The sequence below is a fragment of the Arthrobacter sp. 10T425 genome, from assembly GCF_056393985.1.
The window spans coordinates 131183-151281 of sequence record NZ_JBFTGZ010000001.1 but is presented as its reverse complement, the minus strand read 5'-3'; the positions used below and the strand labels follow the sequence as shown (position 1 = coordinate 151281).

General features: G+C 65.6%; 20 protein-coding genes. 10 read left to right on the top strand and 10 right to left on the bottom strand.

The genetic code is table 11. From position 1 onward, the window contains the following. Positions 1-2: 2 nt before the first annotated feature. The 3 genes from AC1DDH_RS00760 (at position 3) to AC1DDH_RS00750 (ending at position 3324) form a co-directional block, all read left to right on the top strand. Positions 3-551 carry a hypothetical protein gene (locus AC1DDH_RS00760; RefSeq protein WP_223916845.1) on the top strand — a complete coding sequence of 183 codons (549 nt, stop codon included), beginning with the start codon at positions 3-5 and terminating at the stop codon, positions 549-551. A 235-nt stretch (positions 552-786) separates the two neighbouring features. Then, complete coding sequence (locus AC1DDH_RS00755) at positions 787-2115, top strand: wax ester/triacylglycerol synthase domain-containing protein (protein WP_476858357.1); 1329 nt, start codon at positions 787-789, stop codon at positions 2113-2115. A 522-nt stretch (positions 2116-2637) separates the two neighbouring features. Next, complete coding sequence (locus tag AC1DDH_RS00750; RefSeq protein WP_476954635.1) at positions 2638-3324, top strand: TM2 domain-containing protein; 687 nt, start codon at positions 2638-2640, stop codon at positions 3322-3324. 82 nt (positions 3325-3406) lie between these two features. On the opposite strand, the gene cls is transcribed toward AC1DDH_RS00750, so the two are convergent. From cls to AC1DDH_RS00735, 3 genes are all read right to left on the bottom strand, one after another. Further along, positions 3407-4873 (bottom strand): cardiolipin synthase, encoded by a 1467-nt coding sequence (gene cls, locus AC1DDH_RS00745; protein WP_476954634.1) that lies wholly within the window; start codon positions 4871-4873, stop codon positions 3407-3409. 478 nt (positions 4874-5351) lie between these two features. Further along, positions 5352-5540 carry a hypothetical protein gene (locus AC1DDH_RS00740; protein ID WP_476954633.1) on the bottom strand — a complete coding sequence of 63 codons (189 nt, stop codon included), beginning with the start codon at positions 5538-5540 and terminating at the stop codon, positions 5352-5354. A 75-nt stretch (positions 5541-5615) separates the two neighbouring features. After that, positions 5616-6086 carry a MarR family winged helix-turn-helix transcriptional regulator gene (locus tag AC1DDH_RS00735; RefSeq protein ID WP_476954632.1) on the bottom strand — a complete coding sequence of 157 codons (471 nt, stop codon included), beginning with the start codon at positions 6084-6086 and terminating at the stop codon, positions 5616-5618. Positions 6087-6167: 81 nt separating this feature from the next. Between AC1DDH_RS00735 and AC1DDH_RS00730 the strand changes: the two genes are divergently transcribed. Further along, complete coding sequence (locus AC1DDH_RS00730) at positions 6168-6878, top strand: hypothetical protein (protein WP_476930839.1); 711 nt, start codon at positions 6168-6170, stop codon at positions 6876-6878. Between the two features lie 23 nt (positions 6879-6901). On the opposite strand, the gene AC1DDH_RS00725 is transcribed toward AC1DDH_RS00730, so the two are convergent. Then, positions 6902-7366 (bottom strand): hypothetical protein, encoded by a 465-nt coding sequence (locus tag AC1DDH_RS00725; protein ID WP_476930838.1) that lies wholly within the window; start codon positions 7364-7366, stop codon positions 6902-6904. A 180-nt stretch (positions 7367-7546) separates the two neighbouring features. Beyond that, complete coding sequence (locus tag AC1DDH_RS00720; protein WP_476850075.1) at positions 7547-7927, bottom strand: DUF7793 family protein; 381 nt, start codon at positions 7925-7927, stop codon at positions 7547-7549. 163 nt (positions 7928-8090) lie between these two features. Here AC1DDH_RS00720 and AC1DDH_RS00715 point away from each other — a divergent pair, with 163 nt between their 5' ends. Beyond that, a complete protein-coding gene (locus tag AC1DDH_RS00715; RefSeq protein WP_476850076.1) occupies positions 8091-8393 on the top strand; it encodes a DUF4193 domain-containing protein in 303 nt (100 codons plus the stop codon). Between the two features lie 33 nt (positions 8394-8426). On the opposite strand, the gene AC1DDH_RS00710 is transcribed toward AC1DDH_RS00715, so the two are convergent. Genes AC1DDH_RS00710 through AC1DDH_RS00700 form a run of 3 tightly spaced genes read right to left on the bottom strand, consistent with a single transcriptional unit; the run spans position 8427 to position 11886 of the window. Then, positions 8427-10652 carry an FtsX-like permease family protein gene (locus AC1DDH_RS00710; protein WP_476954631.1) on the bottom strand — a complete coding sequence of 742 codons (2226 nt, stop codon included), beginning with the start codon at positions 10650-10652 and terminating at the stop codon, positions 8427-8429. Next, entirely contained in the window at positions 10649-11362 is a 714-nt protein-coding gene (locus AC1DDH_RS00705) for an ABC transporter ATP-binding protein (RefSeq protein WP_476954630.1), read from the bottom strand. Before AC1DDH_RS00705 ends, AC1DDH_RS00710 begins: the two co-directional genes overlap by 4 nt. After that, positions 11359-11886: a PadR family transcriptional regulator gene (locus tag AC1DDH_RS00700; RefSeq protein ID WP_476871671.1), complete on the bottom strand. Its 528-nt coding sequence runs from the start codon at positions 11884-11886 to the stop codon at positions 11359-11361. Before AC1DDH_RS00700 ends, AC1DDH_RS00705 begins: the two co-directional genes overlap by 4 nt. Before the next feature lie 251 nt (positions 11887-12137). On the opposite strand from AC1DDH_RS00700, the gene AC1DDH_RS00695 reads away from it, so the two are divergent. After that, a complete protein-coding gene (locus AC1DDH_RS00695) occupies positions 12138-13688 on the top strand; it encodes a M1 family metallopeptidase (protein ID WP_476954629.1) in 1551 nt (516 codons plus the stop codon). A 128-nt stretch (positions 13689-13816) separates the two neighbouring features. Here the strand turns inward: AC1DDH_RS00695 and AC1DDH_RS00690 are convergent, their stop codons facing one another. Then, entirely contained in the window at positions 13817-14551 is a 735-nt protein-coding gene (locus tag AC1DDH_RS00690) for an NUDIX hydrolase (RefSeq protein WP_476954628.1), read from the bottom strand. 106 nt (positions 14552-14657) lie between these two features. Here AC1DDH_RS00690 and AC1DDH_RS00685 point away from each other — a divergent pair, with 106 nt between their 5' ends. Continuing rightward, positions 14658-15719, top strand: a complete 1062-nt coding sequence (locus AC1DDH_RS00685) for an SPFH domain-containing protein (protein ID WP_476954627.1) — start codon at positions 14658-14660, stop codon at positions 15717-15719. A gap of 9 nt (positions 15720-15728) precedes the next feature. Then, positions 15729-16700 (top strand): diacylglycerol kinase catalytic domain-containing protein, encoded by a 972-nt coding sequence (locus tag AC1DDH_RS00680; RefSeq protein WP_476954626.1) that lies wholly within the window; start codon positions 15729-15731, stop codon positions 16698-16700. Between the two features lie 591 nt (positions 16701-17291). On the opposite strand, the gene AC1DDH_RS00675 is transcribed toward AC1DDH_RS00680, so the two are convergent. Then, positions 17292-17630 carry an ArsR/SmtB family transcription factor gene (locus AC1DDH_RS00675; RefSeq protein WP_476850084.1) on the bottom strand — a complete coding sequence of 113 codons (339 nt, stop codon included), beginning with the start codon at positions 17628-17630 and terminating at the stop codon, positions 17292-17294. Positions 17631-17715: 85 nt separating this feature from the next. On the opposite strand from AC1DDH_RS00675, the gene AC1DDH_RS00670 reads away from it, so the two are divergent. Then, entirely contained in the window at positions 17716-18642 is a 927-nt protein-coding gene (locus AC1DDH_RS00670) for an alpha/beta hydrolase (protein ID WP_476954625.1), read from the top strand. 218 nt (positions 18643-18860) lie between these two features. Beyond that, positions 18861-19841 carry a porphobilinogen synthase gene (gene hemB, locus AC1DDH_RS00665; RefSeq protein ID WP_476930829.1) on the top strand — a complete coding sequence of 327 codons (981 nt, stop codon included), beginning with the start codon at positions 18861-18863 and terminating at the stop codon, positions 19839-19841. Positions 19842-20099 lie beyond the last annotated feature (258 nt).

Genomic DNA, 20099 nt, shown 5'->3' with positions numbered 1-20099 from the left:
TCATGGAAATTTCACGGCGCGATCAGCCCCGGAAGGACATCGTCGCCCTCGTTCGCTGGTCAAAGAAACCGGGCGAAAACCCCGTCTTCAAGTTCATCATGTCGAGTATTTTGGGGCTGATTCTGTGCCTGTTCCTGATGATCTTTCTGCCCTTCCTCAGAAGTTTCGGTGCGCTGGTTTTGTTCACCCTCTTCTTCGCCGCGCTTCTGACGGTGCGCACGGTCATGGCCCAGCAGCGCTTCATGCGGGGGCTGACCAAGAGGATCAATGACACCCTCGCAGAGGTCACGAGCAGCCCGGGTGACCAATTGTCGGTCAGGCAGTTCCGGCACATGACCAAGACCGGCGAGCAGCTTCCGCTCCTTGTCAGCGGCGTACCCGGGCTGAACCTGCATGTGGCCCGGGCGTCAACGCTGGAGAAACATGCCCCCGAGAAATGGGTTGCGGTGTTCACGGTTGTGCCTCCGGAGAACGGAACCGCCAGCTTCGACCGCCTGGTGGCGGCAGCAGTCAACGCCGGCCCCGGTACCACCAGCGCGAAAGCGTCCTAGCGGCGGGAGCCTGCCGCCGTCGTTGCTCCAAATCATCCAGCGCCGCTGGTGGCTCTTCGGCTATGGCGGGCAAGCGGGACGTTCTGCCCTAGCGTCTGGGCCCCAAAGACCCAACAGTGAGGACATGACGACCACGTCGGGTCGCAGGCTGTCTCTGCTCAGCAACTTGTGGGTTGCTGTTTTCTTCCCTCCCAGGAGTGCAGAGAATTCAGAGATCTGGTTCCGGGGACCGAAAATGACGCCAAGACAACATGTTGACCGGGTGAGCGCCGAGGACATGATGTCCCTGGACGCGGACATCGGCTCAGCGCCAATGCAAGTCGGGGCCATCCTCATGCTCAGCACGGACGGCAGCGACGATTCGGCACCCCTCCTGGAAGCACTGGCGCGTCGGCTCGGCGCTGTCCCCCGGCTGCGCCAGCGGCTGGTCTCTGTCCCCTTCGGCTGCGGGCGGCCCATTTGGGCGGATGATTCCGGCTTTGATCCGGCACACCATCTGGGCGTGATCGCCTGTCCGGCGCCCGTTGGTGAGGAAGCCGTGCTCAACATTGCAGCCGAAATGCTCGCTGCGCCGCTGTCCCGTGACCGTCCTCTCTGGTCAGCCAAGCTCATCACCGGCGTAAGCCAGGACCGGTCAGCGCTTGTTTTCGTTTTCCATCATGTCCTCACGGATGGAATTGGGGGTCTCGCGGTCCTGGAGGCCCTGGCAGCCGCGGAAGCCGGGTGGAACGGTCGCCGGGAGCCAGAGATTCCATACTCGGCGCTCTACCTGGCCCTTGATGCTGCAAGGAGCCGATTCAACGCACTGGCCCGGCTGCCGGCCGCACTGCGGACCGCAGCCGCCGGAGCCTCCGAACTGCGGCAGACGGGCAAACCCCGGGCTGCCCGCACCTCACTCAACCGCCCGACAGGTCCGCAACGGACGCTTGCCGTCCTCCGCTGCGACATGGAGGCCGTCAGAGACGCCGCGCACATGCAGGGAGCGACCGTCAACGATCTCATCCTCACCGCCGTCGCGACCGCCCTGCACCGCCTGCTCCTGGCACGGGGCGAATATGTCGAAGAGTTCGTCATCTCTGTGCTGTTTTCGGCACGCCGCCACACGACAATCACCTATCTGGGGAACCGGAGCGGCATCATCCCGGTGACCGTTCCCGCGGTCGGTCCGGCCAAGGGCCGGGTGGCAACTGTTGCCGCAACGATGAGGAGTGTCAAGCAGCGGCCTCCCGGGGCCTCCACTGCAATCATCGGCCCCATATCCCGGGCCGCAGCGCACCTTGGCGCCTACCGCTTCGTCATAGACCACCAACACCTTGTCCATACATTCGTCACGAACCTGCGGGGGCCCGAACGCGCCCTGGCGATCGCGGGCAGGCCGGTAACCGGGATCATTCCACTAGGAGCGATCAGCGGTAACGTAACGGTTGCCTTTGCAGTCTTCTCCTACGCCGGCACGCTGACCATCACCACAATCGCCGATCCCGGGACTTGCCCGGACCTGACAGGACTGCGTGACGAACTTTCCAGCGCACTTGAAGCTCTGATGGTGACCGGGCCTTCATAAGCTTCGACCCGAGAATATCCGGTCATGAAGAGCCGACGGTTCGGCGCATTCTCCGCGGGTGGGATCCTAAGAGACTGACCGGGCGCTGGCTAACGGCGTATTTCCAGGCGTTTACGGACCTTTGTCCAAAAACCCGGACTGGCGCCATCGTGTGTCATCCGCCCGGTCCAGGGGCTCTTCGACGTGTCCCTCCGGTAGACATGCGCAACAGGAGCATTCCTGCTCACGAATGTCCGGCGGGCCGTCCAAGCTCAAGGTCATGCCCCGACCCTATTCGATGGACTGAGTGTCCTGCCCGCAACCGGGCCATAACTTCAGGCATTCGGGCCGCGCCCTCTTTGCCAGCTCGACTTCCTCACCAGCTGGAGTGCCATCGGAAAACGTCCGGCGGAACCGGCTTCGGCCACCGCAGCGACCATGCCTCCGGAACGCGAGTCGCAGGACGGACCGTGACGGTGCATGTCGCAAGCGCACACCGCATGACCGTGGACATCCGGACGTGGCTGTTCCAGACTCGGGAATGTGCCCATAACCGAGCAGTACGGGCTTGTCTTCGACGGTGACCTGCCGCCGATGCGTTCCCTGCGCACGGCGTGGCTGCTGTCATTGTTCCTGGGCTTCAGCGGCGCGGACAGGTTCTACCTCCACAAGCCGTTTACCGGCACCCTGAAGCTGTTGACGCTGGGCGGCGCCGGCATCTGGTGGCTCATTGACCTATTCCGGATCACCAATGAGTACGCTGCCGACGGGGCATCCATGCCGTTGGCCGGGACCAACTCCCTGCGACGCGGCCTGCGCCTGGCCTCGACTGTCCTGGTCGTCACCCTCGCCGGTGCGGTGGTCTGCGTCAGCGCCGCCCCCGTCACCAGGACTGTCAGCGCCACAGTTGCCGCGATGAACGCACTGCTGCATCCGGCCGCGCCGCCCCCGGTGAAAGAATGGGTCACCGTCGCGGAGGCCTCCGGCACAAAACCCCCGGGCCCACTCGTAACCCTCACCGGCAGGCTTCACATCGAGTACACCTTCACCGGGGCCGCCATTGCCTATCTCCAACCCGTGAAAGGACCGGCCCTCACCGTGCTGTCCCTGGCCAAGGCCGGCGCCGGGGCGATCGGCATCAGCCTGGCTCCGGGGACATACGCGCTGATAGTCAGCACCACCGGAGCCGTCTGGCACCTTACGGCCCAGGAATACCGGCCCTCCGGGTAGCACCGACTGAGCCTGAGCACGTCCGGGGGTTTCCGGGCCATGGCCTCGGTGTTTGCAGCGCCGTCGGCTCTGAACCTGTTCCCTATTGAAGAGACGCGGTCAGGCGCGCCAGATTGTCGAATACTTTTTGGGCTACGGGCCGCCGGATCCAGTCCTCGAGCTGCAGCTCGCGGCTTTCCACGCGGTACCCGTCTTCGATCCCGCGAATTGCGTCCACAAAATCGCGCCCGTGCACAAGTACGGATACCTCCATGTTGAGGCTGAAGGAACGCACATCCATGTTGCTGGACCCAATCACCGCAACTTCCTCATCGATAGTGAAGTGCTTGGAGTGCAGCACCTTCGGCGCCCGGTAAAGGTAAATCCTGACGCCGGCGCGAAGCAGTGCTTCGTAATACGAACGCTGCGCGTGATAGACCATGCTCTGGTCGCCGACCTCGGAAACAAAGAGCTCGACGCTTAGCCCCCGCGCAGCTGCCGTGACAATAGCCATGAGGATGGATTCGTCCGGGACAAAGTATGGACTGGTGATGCTGACGCGACGCTCAGCTTTGTGGATAAGCGTCGCGTAGAGCTTCAAATTGTTGTCGTTGTCGAAGCTGGGGCCACTGGGCAGGACTTGTGCGTCGATGAGTGCAGAATGATGACTGACGCCTATGGCGCTGGAATCCAGTGGCAGGATCACACCCGTTTCGCTGTACCAATCTGTCGCGAAGACCGCATCCAGCTCCCGGACCACTGGTCCTTCAACGCGCATCATCAGTTCGTGCCACTGAAGCCCGCGCTTCAGGTTGCTCTTCGTGTCGTAGCTCGCGTCGATAAGGTTCTGGGACCCCGTGAATCCCACGCGGCCATCGACGACGCAGATCTTCCGGTGATTGCGCAGGTCCGGCCTCTGCCATTCGCCACGCCACGGCCGCACCGGCAGCATGGGGCGATATTCCGCCCCTATCTCCTGGAGGAACTCCAGGGTTTCTTTCCGGCCAGGGAACTTCAGGCCAGCCAGATGATCGGACAGAACCCGCACGTCAACGCCGCGCCGTCGTGCCCGGGCCAGCGACTGAAAATACGGCTCTGTCGTTGCGTCCAGCACGAGGATGTAAAACTCCACGTGCACATAACTTGTGGCCGAATCAATATCAGCGATCATGGCATCGAAAGCTCCGTTGTACTCGCCCAACAGGGTCGCACTGTTGCCCGAGACCATAGGGAGGGCCCCAAGGTTGCTGTTCAACACCACCGCCGAATGCAGCCATTCCGGCCAATCAAGGCCGCGGCTAATGAACGGGCTGCCTTCAGTCCGGGCCAGGACCAGAGCGTTGACTTCGCGCTGTTTGTCCCTGCGCGCCTTGGGCAGTTTCGAGTAACCAACAAAGAAATACGCGACGGCACCAAGGATCGGTATGAAAATTATGGCGAGCACCCAGGCAATGGCAGAGGATGGACGGCGATTCATCGACACGAGGACAGCTGCGACGGTCACGAGTAGTATGTGGGCCGCCAGCAGGAGCAAGGCAAACGTTTCCGCGTCCTGGAAGGATCCGCGCACGGCTGCCTAAACGTACTTCGAGGCGCGAACGCCGTCAGACCAGCACCCGGCTCTTGGTTCCGTCAAAAAATCCCAATAGTTTTCCCGGAAACTCATTTGCTTTTCCTGCTCTCAAAGATGCGTTCTCGTTTCCGGGACGGCCTGTCCCATAGCCCTCCCTTTGGAGGGTATGACCATTGTTTGCATTAGGCCCGGCATGGGCCTCACCCGCTGCGGGTGAAATTCCGGAAATGCGTAGCGCGAGTTCCGAGTCGGGTTCGACCAGCTGGGCCCGGAGGCGACTGAAATCCCGGACCCGGTCCGCGGAAAAGTCCGCCCGCCTGGCTGTAAGGATCTGCAACCCGTTCCGAGCCGCGGCAGGGCCCGTGGCTGCGCCCGAGAAGGCGTCGCCGTTCGCAGTGGCCGCCAAGTAGACGGGCACGGAAAGGAAAGGCAGGCACCCCACGGGTGCCTGCCTTTACCATCGCCCATGCCGCGCTCAGTGGCTCTTGCGTGCGTCCTGCAGGTGCCGGCCGAGCTTTTCTTCGGCTTCGCGGCGCCGCTGACCGATGATGCGCAGCTGCTGCGTGATCGGATTTCCGTAGCCATCAACGTCGCGGTGATGCGTGCCCTTCAGGCGCTCGGGGCCGGAGGGCAAGGTCACCCGCGGTTCAGTATTTTCGCCCATACCGGGATGATCCCACACTGCGCGCCGGCTGAAAAGGACGGCTATCGCCTCGAAGAACCGGCCGGCACGCCGGGTTCATTCCGGCCTCGTGTCCCGATGCAGGTCCGTGTCGAGGGCATGGGCGCTGGCCAACCTGGCCAGCAGGATCCCCAGCTGCGCAGACTGTTCGCTGGTCAGGGGGGCCAGGAGTTCGGCCTCGTGCCGTTCGGCGATTCCGCGCAGTGCTCCGAGAACCTTCGTACCCTCGGCCGTCAGCCGGAGCTCGTAGTTCCGCCGGTCGGCGCTGCTGCGCACGCGGGCCACCAGCCCTCGCGTTTCCAGGGAGTCGATGAGGGGAACAACGCGGCTCGGCACCGCGCCCAGGCGGTCGGCCAGGGACCGCTGGCTCAGTCCGGGGCTGCGGCCGAGCAGACGGAGGACACCCGCGTCACTTGGGGTCAGGCCGAGTTCGCGCGTGCGCTCGGCGAAGCGTGCCGATGCCAGCGCCCCGAGCTGGGACAGCAGGAAGGCGGTTCGCCTCGGCCGCGGCGGATCCGGTGAGTCCATGCCCCAATATTACGCCATTGACAGAATCATTCAAGAGGTGAATCATTTTAGTTGTGACGTAATTATCGGAAAGAAGCGATCATGACTGACCTGTCCTCCCACCACACTGCTCCCTCGACGCGATCCGGCGGCCCCAACCCGGGCATCCTGGCGGCCGTGAGTCTGGGACTCACGATCGCAGCCCTGCTCAGCAGCGCGATGCTCACCAACGGGCAGGCCTACGTCTCGCCCTTCTCCCCCGCCGGCCAGGTCGCGGCATATTTTCACGGGAACACCGACGCCGTGCGGCTCGCCAGCCTGTTCCAATTCGGCTCAGCGGTCCCGCTCGGCATCTTTGCGGCCACCGTTTACGCCCGGCAGCTCCGGCTTGGCGTGCGCGTCCCCGGGCCTGCAATCGGCTTCTTTGGCGGCATTGCCGCCTCGGTTTTCCTCATGCTCTCGGCCGCCGTGGGGTGGGTCCTGAGCCGCCCGGAAATCACCACGGATGTGCCGCTGACCCATGCATTGTCGTTTCTCGCATTCATCACGGGCGGCGTCGCCTATGTCGTCGGTTTGGGACTCCTCATCGCCGGAATCGCCGTCCCCGCCCTCATCCTGCGCTTCGTGCCGCGCTGGCTGGCCTGGGCCGGCCTGGTCATCGCCGCCCTGTCCGAACTGAGTTTCCTCTCCATGGTGATCGAGCCGCTCCAGTTCCTGCTGCCCGTCGGGCGGTTCGGCGGCCTCCTCTGGCTTGTTGCCGTCGGATTCCTGTTGCCGCGGAGCCGGGCTGCCGCGAATCGTCGCGAACCGTGAGCCTGTCGAGCTGGCCGCCCGGTCTAGGCTCCCTCCCCGGAAAAGCCTCCGAGCACGCCCGCATCCGCGCGGCCATAGCGCACGCGCTCGATGGGACGGTGATGCAGCAGGGGTTGGCGGGCGGCTGAACGGCGCCCGGTCGACCGTCCGGCGCCTGATGTCGGGGGCTGTGCGGGCGTTTCCGCCGCCCCTTCGTCCTTGACGAGTGTCAGGTTGGTTCGGCGGTCCCGGGCAGTTTCTTCCCGGAGGGCGATCAGGTGTTCCGCCAGCGCTGCTTCCGGCCGGCCCGGGTTGGCCTGCAGCAAACGGCACAGCTGCTCCCGTGCACGGGCCTGCCCCGGCGAAGAATCAGACAGCACTTCGGCGATGATCTCGGTGGCCTGCAGGCGTATCCCCCGCGCCCAGCTGTCCTCCGGCCCATTGACCGACGCGTCCGTGGGCGTGTGTCCGTGTGAGGGTTCCGCACGGGACGACAAGTCAATGGACATTGGCGATTCCTTTGTTCCCGTTCCGGCAGAGCCCGGAACCGGCCACGATCCCGAGAGCCCTGCATACATTCCTGGAGCCAGCGGGGGCGGAAGACCGTGAAGACACTTTACAACGGGAAAGACCGGTCTGTCTCGGATCGGGAGCGGATTTGATTGCGGTGCCAGGCCCTGTGGCAATTCCTAATCGCGGCTCTGGATGACTTCCTTCAGCCATGCAATTGCGTCGGTCCTGGATGTAAAGAACTCGTGCGGGTACTTGGTCTCCCGGCTCGTGGCGGAAGCGATCACCCTGTCGACTGTGCTGGATCCGAGGACCGCGATGGCCACCACGCCCCTGCTCTGTGCGAATTGGTATCTGGCCGCCGCGCTGAACACCACGTCGGTCATCTCGGAGAGCATTGGCATCGGCGTCCCGCCACTGATCCGGTCCACGGCAAGCATGGCGTCCCTGGCATCTTCGGCGTCCACAAAGGAACCCGGGCGCCAGACGCTCTCGAGTATCCCAGCATCGACGCTGAGCGAGTTCTTCCCGTCGGCGGCGTCGATTGGTCCCTGCATCATGCCGTTGATCCTAGGCCCGAACTGCGGCGGCGCCCGGCACCGCGCCCACGGCGTGGCCGGCGAACGCCGCACGGCGTGGATTCTGGCCTCGCCTGCGGAACAACCGCGGGGTGCCGTACGTTGCACTTAGCCTAGTTAAGACTCGAGAAAGCGAACAAGCCACGTGGCAACCGATTACGACGAAGTCCGCTCGGACGTTAAGGAAACCCAGGAAAACTCCCTGGAAGCACTTCAGTCCGCCAACGCACCGGACGCCCGCAGCGTCGTCCAGGAACTGGACGAGGCCGACGGGCTGGACGGGGCCGGAGTCCCCGGCGGCGAGTTCATCGCCGAAGAGCTGATTGTCCAGGTCATCCCGCAGGCCGACGACGAGTTCACCTGCAGCTCCTGTTTCCTGGTCCGGCACCGTTCCCAGATCGCCCGGCGGTCCGGCACCGATATCTACTGCACGGACTGCGAGGGCTAAAAGCGGGGAAGGCCCAAAGCCAGGTCCGTGTTTTCACTCGGATCGGGTGGCCATGATGGCGGTATTGGCGCGGACGAGTCCGAAGGTAGCCGTCACGGCCGCCAGCGCGAGCAGGATGCTGAAGGACAGCGCGGCATAGTATCCGGGGCCGGGCCAGGTGATGTTCCGGCCCCCGCCAAATGAGATAACCATCAGCCAGGCCACGAAGAATCCGAGCCCGGCTGACAGCAGAAGCACTGCCACAAGGGGAACCGCGGCCTCTCTTGCGATGATCCCGCGAACAACTTCAACGGGCATGCCCATCAGCCGCATCAGGCCCAGCACGCGTTTTCGGTCCAGGATCGCGGCAGCCGTGGACACGGCCAGCGAAATGCCGGCGATGACTACGGCGACAAAGGCGCCGAGGTAGGCAAGGGCCGCCAGCCCCTGGATGAGCCGGGCGCTGCTCGTCGTTGCGGTGTCCGCTCGGGAGGTGGCGGGCGTGGCAGTGACCCCCGACGTATTCAAGGCCGTGCGCGCCCGGTCAATCGCCGCAGGTGTCCCGTCGGTACCGGCTACCATGACCACCGGAGCCAGGCCGGCCAGGCTCTGGACGGGCGCGGCCGTGAGCGGGACCGGCGCGGTGGTCCAGGAATTCAAGAACGACGCATCGAAGGCCGCAAGGTGCTCTGCCCGGCTCTCCGGGAACCCGAGTGATGGTGCATCCCCGGCCGCGATGTATATGTCATCGATGCCCGTCGGGCCGGGGGCAGCAGGGGCGTAGCCGATGGTGACGTCGCGGATTCCGGCACGTTCCCCAGCCCTCTGGGCAGCGGCCGACACCTGGCCGGCAGCGTGTCCGGGCGCCACGAGCGCGTAGACGCTGGTGGGCAGGAGCAATCCCGGACGGGCCTCAGGCGGTTCAGCGGTTTCAATTGCGCTGGCGCCTCCGGCGAAGACGGAGACCATGAAGACGGCAATGACCAGCCCGGACACGGAGCGGAAGGTGGCAACGGGCGTTCTGCTGATGCGGCTGGCGGCGATGACCGAGGCTGCGCTGCGCGCCTGGTGCAGGCCGATGGTGCTGGCCATCCGGGTCAGCCACGGGCCGATGGTGACGATGCCGGCGGCGGTCAGCGCGAAGCCGCCGAGCAGCAGCGGAGAAGTCCACGGGTTGCCGTCCGTGTCGATCCTGGCCAGAACGGCGCCTGTGGCCATGCCCGCCAGGCCGGCCAGCAACGGCACGGCCCGCCACAGCGTGGGCGCTTTCTCATGCACGGCCCGTGTAACTCCCAGCGGGCCAATGCCCGTCCGGGCAGTGCGCCCCGCGGCCACCAGCGCGCACGCAGCCACCACGAGCACGACGGCGGCCAGCGCAGATTCCGCGCCGAAGGTGAAATCCGCCACGAACACTCTGGTGCCGTTGACGGGGATCTGGGCTGCGACCGGCCCGAACACAGCCGCCATGACGACGCCGAGCAGGGCACCGGCCAGGCTGGGGATGGCGGTCTCCACGGCCGCCATTCCTGAAATCAGCCGCGGCGACGCGCCGATGAGGCGAAGGGTGGCAAAGCGTTCCCGGCGCTGTGCCGCGCCCAGGCCTGTCGCGATGCTGACCAGCAGGAGCACCGGGAACAGCACCGCGATTCCGCCGACCAGCAGCGCCGTGCGGTACAGGCTGGCGCTCTCGCCGAAGGGATTGGTGGTGAAGTCCGTGACGAACATTGCCGCCGGACCCTGCCGGAGCCGGGCCTCCGTAACGCCGGTGATGACCACCAAGGCATCGGGGCCCGGGAGGGCGGCGTCGTCGATGACGCCCGCAAACTGCCCGTACCGGTCCCCCAGCTCCTCAGCCGGAGTCGATTCGATCAGTCGCTGCAGGGCGGGCGAGGCGTAGTACTCTCCCGGTGCCGGCGGGGCCTCGATGCCCGGAATTTTCACGGTGGTTGTGGGGAGCGCGGCGACGTCGCGATGACTGATGAGCTGGTCACGGAAGATATCCGCCGGGAATCCCAGCAGAATCTTGTCCGGTGTCAACGGGATCGGTTCCGGACGGCCGCTGGCGGTGAGCCCGTCGGCTGCCAGCGCAAGGGTGACCGAGGTTTGGCCCAGCTCGCGGAGCCAGGCGCCCCGCGCGTCGCGCTGGGCCAGACCGTTCGCCGCACTCCATAGCAAGAGCACCAGGCACACGCCGATCGCCACGCCGCCGCCTACACCGGCCATCCGGCCCCAGGAGGACCTGCTGCCCAGCAGCGCTATTTTCAGGAGTGCCGGGTTCATGCCGGCACCCGGTGGCCGGCAGCGACGCTTCCGTCGCGCACGATCACTTCCCGGTCGGCATATGCGGCGGTCCGGGCGTCGTGGGTGATCATCACTACGGTGGTGCCGGCTTCCCGGACAAGGTCCAGCATCAGCGTCAGGACGTTCTCGGCCGCCAGGGAATCCAGGGACCCGGTGGGTTCATCGGCGAACAAGACTGCGGGAGAGGTCACCAGGGCACGGGCGATGGCCACCCGCTGGGCCTGGCCTCCCGAGAGCTCCCCCGGCAGCTTGGCAGTGCATCCGTCCAGCCCGAGCCGTTCGAGCACTTCCTGCGAGCGCCGGCGTGCTTCGGCCCGTTTGGTACCGCCCAGAAGCAGGGGAAGGCTGACATTGTCCAGCGCCGTGAGTTCGGGCAGCAGCTGGCCAAACTGGAAAACGAAGCCGAAGTCGGTCAGACGCAGCCGGGACCGTTCAGCCTCACCCAGTCCGCTGATACTGACAGGCTCCTGGCCGCGGGGCGCATAGGCCACGGCGCCGCCGTCCGGGGCAAGGATGCCGGCCAGGCAGTGCAGCAGGGTGGACTTACCCGACCCCGACGGGCCCATGACCGCGAGCACCTCACCGGCGTGAACGTCGACGTCGATACCGCGCAGCGCCTCGGTCTGTCCGAACGCGTGGCGGACACCGCGGGCGCTGAGGATGGGTGCAGTGGTCTCGATCGTGCTCATGCGCTCTGGAGCTCCTTTTGGAGTTGGGACAGCCGGGCACTGGTCAGCTCGATCCAGCGCAGGTCAGCCTCGATGTGGAAGAGGCCGTAGTCGCACATCAGCACCTGCAGCAGGTCGGCGTCGCGCTTGAGGCGGGTCAACTCGCGCATCCGGGCCATGTGCTCGGCGCGCTGCGCATCCAACAACCGGTCGGCGTCGTCGTCGAGCAGCAAGGCGACCACGGTCTTGGCGAACAGCTCGCTCTGCAGGGTTTCGGAGGGCACATCGGGGGTGAAGAGCCACTGCCGCACCTTGTCCCTGCCGGCAACGGTGGCCTCATACTTCTTGCGGTCCGGACCGCCGCCGCTCTCCTCGCCCAAGGCGATGATCAGCTCGTCACGGAACATCCGGGCCAGCGTGGAATACACCTGCCCGAATGCCAACGGTTTCTGGGTGCCGAAATAGCGGTCATAGGAATGCTTCAGGTCGTACCCATAGCTGGGTTCCCGGCTCAGCAGCCCGAGGAGGGCAAGAGAGTTGTTCACACCTCCATCTATACACTCAGTGCATAGTCGGAGTCCAGCGCATCGGCGGCAGGCTTTCGTGGGCCAGGCGGCCTCACTTCGGACCGGTACCAAGGTTTTCCAAAGTTGCGGTGGGGATCATGGGCGACATTCCACAACTGCATTGGGGGCACGGTCATGACTACTCAGACCGAGATCGTTTCTGCTCGGGACGACGGGCGTGCTGTTTCACCCAAATGGACATCCCGAGACCTGGATGGAGGAAATCGGTGATGAGGCAGCACTTCAGAGGGCGCCTGCGCCGGACAGCGGTCATCCTCGTGCTGGCCGTGGCCGGCGTCGGCGCAATCAGCGGGGCTGCGCAGGCCGCCCCCAGCCACGACAACCGCCATTACACGGCGGGCGCTCCCGGCAGCGGGGACGCGTATTTCCCGTTCGCCGGCAACGGCGGCTACGACGTCCTGCACTACGACCTCGCCCTCCGCTATACGCCACCGACCAATCCCGCGGTGCTCGCAGGCCGCCTCAGCGGGGTCGCGACTGTCACCCTCCGTGCGAAGCAGAACCTGGAGTCGCTCAACTTCGACCTGCGCGGCCTCGGCGTCACGTCGGTCCGGGTCGACGGCAAGGCCGCCAAGTGGTCCCAGGTGCAGAACGACGCGAACCGGATCTGGGAACTCACGGTCGGGCTGCGGCCGAAGCTGAAGGCCGGACAGACGACGTCGATCGTGATCGAGTACGGCGGAATCACCGGCCGGCCGCTCGACACCACCGGAGCGCTCTACGGTTGGGTCACCACCGCTGACGGTGCGATGGTCGTCAATGAGCCCGAGGGTGCGGCGACCTGGTACCCCGTGAATGACGACCCTGAAGACAAGGCGACCTATACGTTCCGCATCACGGTGCCGGTGGGGAAGACGGCCGTGGCGAACGGCCTGCCCGTCGGCCGGCCGGCGACGAAGGCGGGATGGACCACGTGGACGTGGAAGGCCTCGGACCCGATGGCCAGCTATCTGTCGACGGCGAACGTCGGCGACTTTGCCCTGTCGTACGACGTCGGTCCGCACGGGCTGCCCATCATCAATGCGATCGACGCGGACGTGACGGGAGCGGCACTGGCCGAGACGAAGGCGTCGCTTGCGTTGCAGCCCAAGATGATCGCATTCCTTGAGGGCCAGTTCGGGCGGTACCCGTTCGAGGCCTTCGGCGCGATTGTCGACGACGACACGGTCGACTATGCGCTGGAGACGCAGACGCGGCCGGTCTACTCGGAGGTTGCGGACGAATACACGGTGGTGCACGAACTCGGGCACCAGTGGTTCGGAGACGCGGTGAGCCCGTCCGACTGGCAGGACATCTGGCTGAACGAGGGCTGGGCGACGTACATCGAGTGGCTGTGGGCCGAACACCAAGGCACGGCCACGATGCCGGAACAGTTCGGGGACGCGGTGGCATACCTCGACGCGAACAACCGCTGGGCGCTGAACATCGCAGACCCGGGCCGTGACAACTTGTTCGCGGGCCAGGTCTACCTCCGCGGTGCGGCTGCCCTCTACGCGCTGCGCGCGAAGATCGGCGACGCGGCGTTCCTCAGCGGCACCCGGACGTGGTTGAGCCGCTACAACGACTCGACGGCGACGACGGAAGACTTCGTAGCCGTGATGGAAAAGGCCTCCGGCCAGCAGCTCGACGCGTTCTTTGACGACTGGCTGCGCGAAGGCGACCGCCCGGCGATGCCACAGCAAGCGGGAGCAAAAACTCTCGTGATCGCAGGACGGGCCCCCACGCATTCCCACAACTCGCCGCGGAGCACACTCCGGTAACAGAGGCCATCTGGAACATCGGGGGGAGTCTGCAGGATCGCGGCTTCTCCGGCCCGCACCCACTCGATGGCCCTGCGGGCCACCCACCCGCACCGGGCCCGCACCATCAGCCCTGACTCCATGGAGCGTCAGTCGCGCGGGCGCATCAGCGGGGGGTTGAGCACGGCCCGGGCCGGCTGGCCAGCGGTCGGCCGGGCTGCTTGGACGAGCCGGAAGAGCGCCGCCGGGCGGCCCGCCTCGCCCGTCGTCATCCGCCCGGTGTCTTCCAGAAAACCCGGCGTTCCTGTGGCCTTGCGGTGGAAGTTCCGGGGATCCAGCCGCGTGCCCCAGACGGCCTCGTACACGGCCCGGAGCTGGGCAATGGTGAACTCATCGCCGCAGAACGCGGCCCCCAACGGGGAGTATTCGAGCTTTGACTTCGCCCGCTCCAAGGCGTCGGCGAGGATCTGCTCGTGGTCGAAAGCGAGCCGCAATTCGCCGCCCGGGACCTGGCTGACCGGGTACCACGCTGCATGCTCGGCGTCGCTCCCGGCGGACAGGACGGGGAAGTTGGGTGCGAGCAGCAGGTGGGCCACCGTGAGCACATCCCCGCGCGGGTCGCGCCCCTTCGGGCCGTAGCTTCCCAGTTGTTCCAGATGGCCCGGGACCTCTTCGACGCCGGTTTCCTCGGAAAGTTCGCGGCTCGCCGCGGTCGCCAGGTCCTCACCCGCCAGCACGAAACCGCCCGGCAAGGCGAGCCTGCCGCGGAAGGGCTCGATGAGGCGGGTGATGAGCAGGACGTTCAGGACGTCGTCGGTCACGGTGAGGGCGACGACGTCGACCGTCACCGGGAAGCGCGCTGGCGCCGGGTGGGATTCAGGCATGAACCCATCGTAGGCACTTATCGTCATCTTGACAATAATTCAAAAGCAGCCCTAAAGTTAGTTATCGTCAGATTGACGACAATATCGAACGGTTTAGGAGAATCACATGGCCAGCATCAAGCGCTACCCCTGGATCAGCCACTTCCTGGGCAGCCCCACCGGCTATGTCGTCCACCTGCAGAAGGGCGAGGTCCGACACCGGGGAGTCGGCCAGGCCTTCTGGTTCCGGCCGGCTAACTCTGTGCTCAGCGAGGTTCCTGTGGATGATCAGGAACTGCCCACCCTCTTCCACGCCATCACCCGTGACCACCAAGACGTCAGCGTCCAAGCCAACGTGACCTACCGCTTCATCGACCCGGTGGCCGTTTCCAACCGGCTGGACTTCGGCCTCCAGACGGCCGCTGCGGCGCCTGCGACTGGGAAGGAGCAGGTGGCCACGATCATCGGCCAGCTGTGCCAGAGCCACGCCATCGACCAGATCGCCACCACCACGTTGGCCGAGGCACTGGAACGCGGAGTCAGCCAGCTCCGCACCATCCTCACCGGGGCCCTGAGCGCTGACGCCCGGCTCCTGTCCACCGGCATCGAGATCCTGGGCGTGCAGGTCTTGGCGGTCCGGCCGGAGTCCGACGTCGAACGGGCCTTGCAGACGCCGGTCCGGGAACAGCTCCAGGCCGAGGCAGACCGCGCCGTGTACGAACGCCGGGCGGTCGCCGTCGAACGCGAACGAACCATCTCCGAGAATGAGATGGCGAGCCAGATCGAGCTGGCCACCAGACGCGAACACCTGGTTGCCCAAGAAGGCGCCAACGCCCGGCGTCAGGCCGAGGAAAAAGCCGCAGCGGGACTCATCGAGGCGCAGGCTTCGGCCGAACGCAAAGGTATCAGCGCAACCGCCGAAGCGAACCAGGTCCGGATTGTCGGCGAAGCAACCGCGGCGCGTGAGGCCGCCACCATGGAGGTCTACAGCGGCATGGAACAGGCCACCCTGCTGGCACTGGCCCTGCGCGACGCAGCCGGATCACTGCCCAACATTGGCAACCTCACCATCACGCCGGACCTTCTCAGCGGGGCACTGGCCGGGCTGTTCAGGGAGCCCGCGAGCGGCGCGGCTCCGGCTGCTGCCGCCGGCGTGGCGGCATGCACCGCCGGCAGCTTCGAACACTAGGATCTCGACATGGCAAACCCCCGCCTCGTCATCGTCCACCGCCGGACCGAACTCCAGGAACTCCTGAACAGGCACGCCACCCGCGGCCAGGCCGAATTCTTCCTCCGCACCCGTGGCCGCACCCTCCAAGACGCGCAGGAGCGCCACGACCGGCTCACCACGGCCCTGGCGACGGTCCGCGCCGCAGTTCCGGCCGAATGGCGGCACGCCGAAGTGGAACGCGCGGACCTCAGCAGGTTCCTGCTTACACCGGAGGACGTCATCGCCGTGGTCGGTCAGGACGGGCTCGTGGCCAACATGGCGAAGTACCTCAACGCCCAGCCCGTCATCGGGATCGATCCGGAACCGGGAGCAAACCCGGGGGTTCTGGTTCGACACTCGCCCGAGGCGGCCGCAAGGCTCCTGCACGACGCCGCTGTGGCCGGCGCCGTTGAGCGGCTGCAGTGCCAGGACCTCGCCACAGTGACAGCACGGCTCGATGACGGGCAGGAGCTCTCGGGGCTCAACGAGGTCTTCATCGGGCACGCCTCGCACCAGTCGGCCCGATACCAGCTCACGACCCCGGCCGGCCAGGCTGAACGTCACTCTTCCTCGGGCCTGATCGTCTCCACGGGCACGGGCGCCACGGGCTGGTGCGCCTCCATCGCCCTCGAACGCGGCGGGCGCACCCTGCCGGCGCCAACAGACCCCCGACTGGCGTGGTTCGTCCGGGAGGCATGGCCCTCCCCCATCACCGGCACATCCTTGACCGAGGGTGCGCTGGAGGCAGGCGAAAGACTCCGCGTCACCGTTGCATCCGACCAGCTCGTGGTGTTCGGCGACGGCATGGAGGACGACCACCTCACCGCATCCTGGGGTCAGGAAATCACGGTCCAGTTGGGCGAACGGCCACTGCGGCTGGTGGGGCAGGAATTCCGGCTAGCGCCTCCTGCAGCGGGTCAATCTGACAGGCGCGCTCCTGGCCGAAAATCGGGTCAGTGAGCGCGGCAGTGGGGACACCGACAAAAGCGGGGTCACCCACGTACTTGCCGCGGTTCGCGAAGGCCAGCGCGCTGGCCTCGAGTCCGCGCCGGTCATCGGCCAGAATCACTCAGGGGCCGCCGATCAGGGCCCGTCCTTGGGGAGAAACTTTGAAGACCTCAGGTACCGCTGCCGCTGTTCTGCTGGCTGCGGCCGGCCCGCTGCTCACGTCCGTGCCGGCCAGCGCCGGAACCTGACCGGCCGGCCAAGGCGGGAACGAAATGGGCGGCGGCTCGGGCTTCTGTGCTCCGGTCTTCAGCGGCGGAGGTACCGGCGGAATCGGCACCTTCAACGCGGGCGGCACGACTGCCCCGCCACCCCAAGCCCAATTCTTCCAGAACCCCAACCCCTACTAGGCGCCGGTGTACGCGCCTGCACCTGCCCAGGCACCCGCGCCGGAATATCAAGCGCCGGCCTACCGCGTCCTGGACGCGCCCGTGGTTACGGCGTAGTGCTGTCAGCATGGCCGGTGCCCCGGCACGCGCCCCACCGGGATGCCGAGCAGGCTTATTGCCTTCACTCACTTTTCCCGCGACGAGTGGTTGTGAAGGCTTAGAGAGCCGTGGCCACGGAGGACCGGAAACGGTCGATGGCCGCCTCATTGCGGGCGAAGTACGTCCACTGTCCAATGCGGGTGGTCTGCACGAGGTCCGCGTCTGCGAGGGTAGCCATGAACTGCGAGGCGGTGGACTGGGAGACCTCGCAACGCTTCCTGATGCTTGAGACGCACACCCCGTAGCGTGTGGCGTCGACTTTCTGTTCTTCAAAATTCGTCACAGGGTCGCGGAGCCACTGCAGGATCGCCAGGCGGTGTGGGTTGGAGAGTGCGCGCAGTGCTGCAAGCAGCTCATCCTGCTGGAGCTGGGTCCCGGGGTTCTCATCTGTAGGCACTCCATAAGACTACCTCAAAATCGTCATATCGCAATTTACCGATGAACGTGCTAAAACTTAAACCTCCCCCTCGAAAGGAACGAACATGCCTATCACCACAGAAGTTTCCACCGCTGTTCACAACTGGAGCTCCAGCCTGGCCGCCCTTCCCCCGTTGCTCCGCGGAGAACCGTCGGACACGACCCTCGATGAACTGCGCACCGCATACGACGAGATGCTGGCCGCCCATCCCACCCCAGAAGGGGTCACCGTCGAAGAGGTGGACATGGGAGGGATCCCAGGAATCGTGGTGACGCCCGAGTCCGTGGAGGACAACCGGGCCCTTTTCTACATCCACGGAGGTGCTTACATCGTCGGCAGCCCGGCGGGCTACCACGGCCTCGCCGGAAACTTTGCAGTTCGACTAAACGCCCGGGTGTTCCTGCCGCACTACCGGCTGGCTCCGGAACACCCCTTTCCCACGCCGATCAATGACACCGTCGACGCGTACCGTTGGCTGCTGGCGCAGGGTCAGGACCCGGAGCGTCTGATGGTCGCTGGTGATTCGGCCGGCGGCGCCATGACAGTCACGGTGATGATCAAGGCTCGCAATCTGGGGTTGCGGCTGCCGGCAGCCGGGGTTGCCCTGTCACCCTGGGCGAACCTGGAGCACACAGGCGCGTCGATGACCAGCCGGGAAGGCCTCGACCCGCTGAACAGCAAGGCCGTCCTGGACCTGCTGGCACGCAGTTTCCTAGGCGGGGCACTGCCGAATGACCCGGACGCATCCCCGGTCTTCGCCGACGTACGCGGACTGCCCCCGATCCTGGTCACAATCGGGGAGAACGAACTCATGCTCAGCGACGCAGTCCGGCTCGCCGGGCACCTGGCCGAGAATCGCGTGCGAGTGAGCCTGGACGTCTGGCCCGAGATGTTCCACGTCTGGCAAATGCACCAGGACCGGCTCCCCGAGGGGCGCAAAGCCCTCGACGACGCGGCCCGGTTCTTGCTCGCGGCGCTGCCCGCCCGGTAGGTACATCATCGGGGCGCCGTTGAGGCGCCCTGCAAGATGGGCAACAACAGATCGTCAGCCCGATCCAAAATGGCTGCGCCCTTACACATCGACCTCCTCGTCACACGCTCAACGCGGAGGTCACCTCGAACAACTCTTTCCCCAGATTGCTCGGGTAATCAACCGCCGAAGCCCACACACGGGCCTCCTCCCGCCAATAAAAGAGAAAAGGACAGGACATGAGCTTTCCCCGGACACGACCCCGGCGCCTCCGTCGTTCGCCCGCCATCAGGCGCTTGGTAGCCGAGTACCGCCTCACTGCCTCTGAGCTGATCCTGCCGGCCTTCATCCGGGAGGACCTTACCGAACCCGCAGCCATAGGCTCCATGCCCGGCGTCGTACAGCACACCACAGACTCGCTCAAGCGAGCCGCCGCACGAGCCGCCGAACAGGAACTGGGCGGCATCATGCTGTTCGGGATTCCGGCACACCGGGACCCTGTCGGCTCGGCCGCCCTGGACCCCGAGGGTGTCCTGAACGCAGCTATCCGCGATGTCCGGGCGGAGGTGGGCGATGACCTCGTCGTGATGAGTGATCTGTGTCTGGACGAGTTCACCGACCACGGACACTGCGGCGTACTGGACGACACGGGATACGTGGACAATGACGCCACCTTGGAACTCTATGGCCGGATGGCCATCGCCCAGGCCGACTCCGGGGCACACATCGTGGCTCCCTCCGGCATGATGGACGGCGGCACCGGGGCCGTTCGCCGGGCGCTGGAGAGCGCGGGCCATACGAACACCGCCGTGATGGCCTACGCAGCGAAGTACGCGTCAGCGTTTTATGGCCCCTTCAGAGAGGCTGTCGATTCACAACTGACCGGGGACAGGCGAACCTACCAGATGAACGCCGGTAACCGCCGCGAAGCACTGACCGAGGTCAGACTCGACGTCGAAGAAGGCGCCGACATCGTGATCGTCAAACCCGCGATGAGCTACCTTGACATCCTGGCGGACGTCGCCGCAACAAGCACGGTACCGGTCGCGGCATATCAGATCTCGGGCGAGTACGCGATGATCGAAGCTGCGGCCGCCAACGGCTGGATCGACCGCCGCGGCGCCGTCCTTGAGTCGCTGCTTGGGATTAAACGCGCCGGGGCCGACATGATGCTCACGTATTGGGCATCCGAGGCCGCGGCGTGGCTGAAAGAAGCATGATGGACGGCGGCCCCGCAATCCCACGCGCCCTACCGGCTAAAGCCACAGCTGGCTGAACAGATCTTAGGAATATAGGCCCAAGCTCGAGAGCCGGCCAGCACGTGGTCCGTTTCCGTGCGAGGCCCGCTTAGCCTCCTGAGGCCACTGTTCCGTCTCAGCAGGGATTCTTTGATGAGATGGCAAGCCGACGAGTTGCTGTATCCCGAAGTCCTAAACTCGGCAACGGGCTAGCAGGTGGCCGGCTTCCGTGGAGAGGAA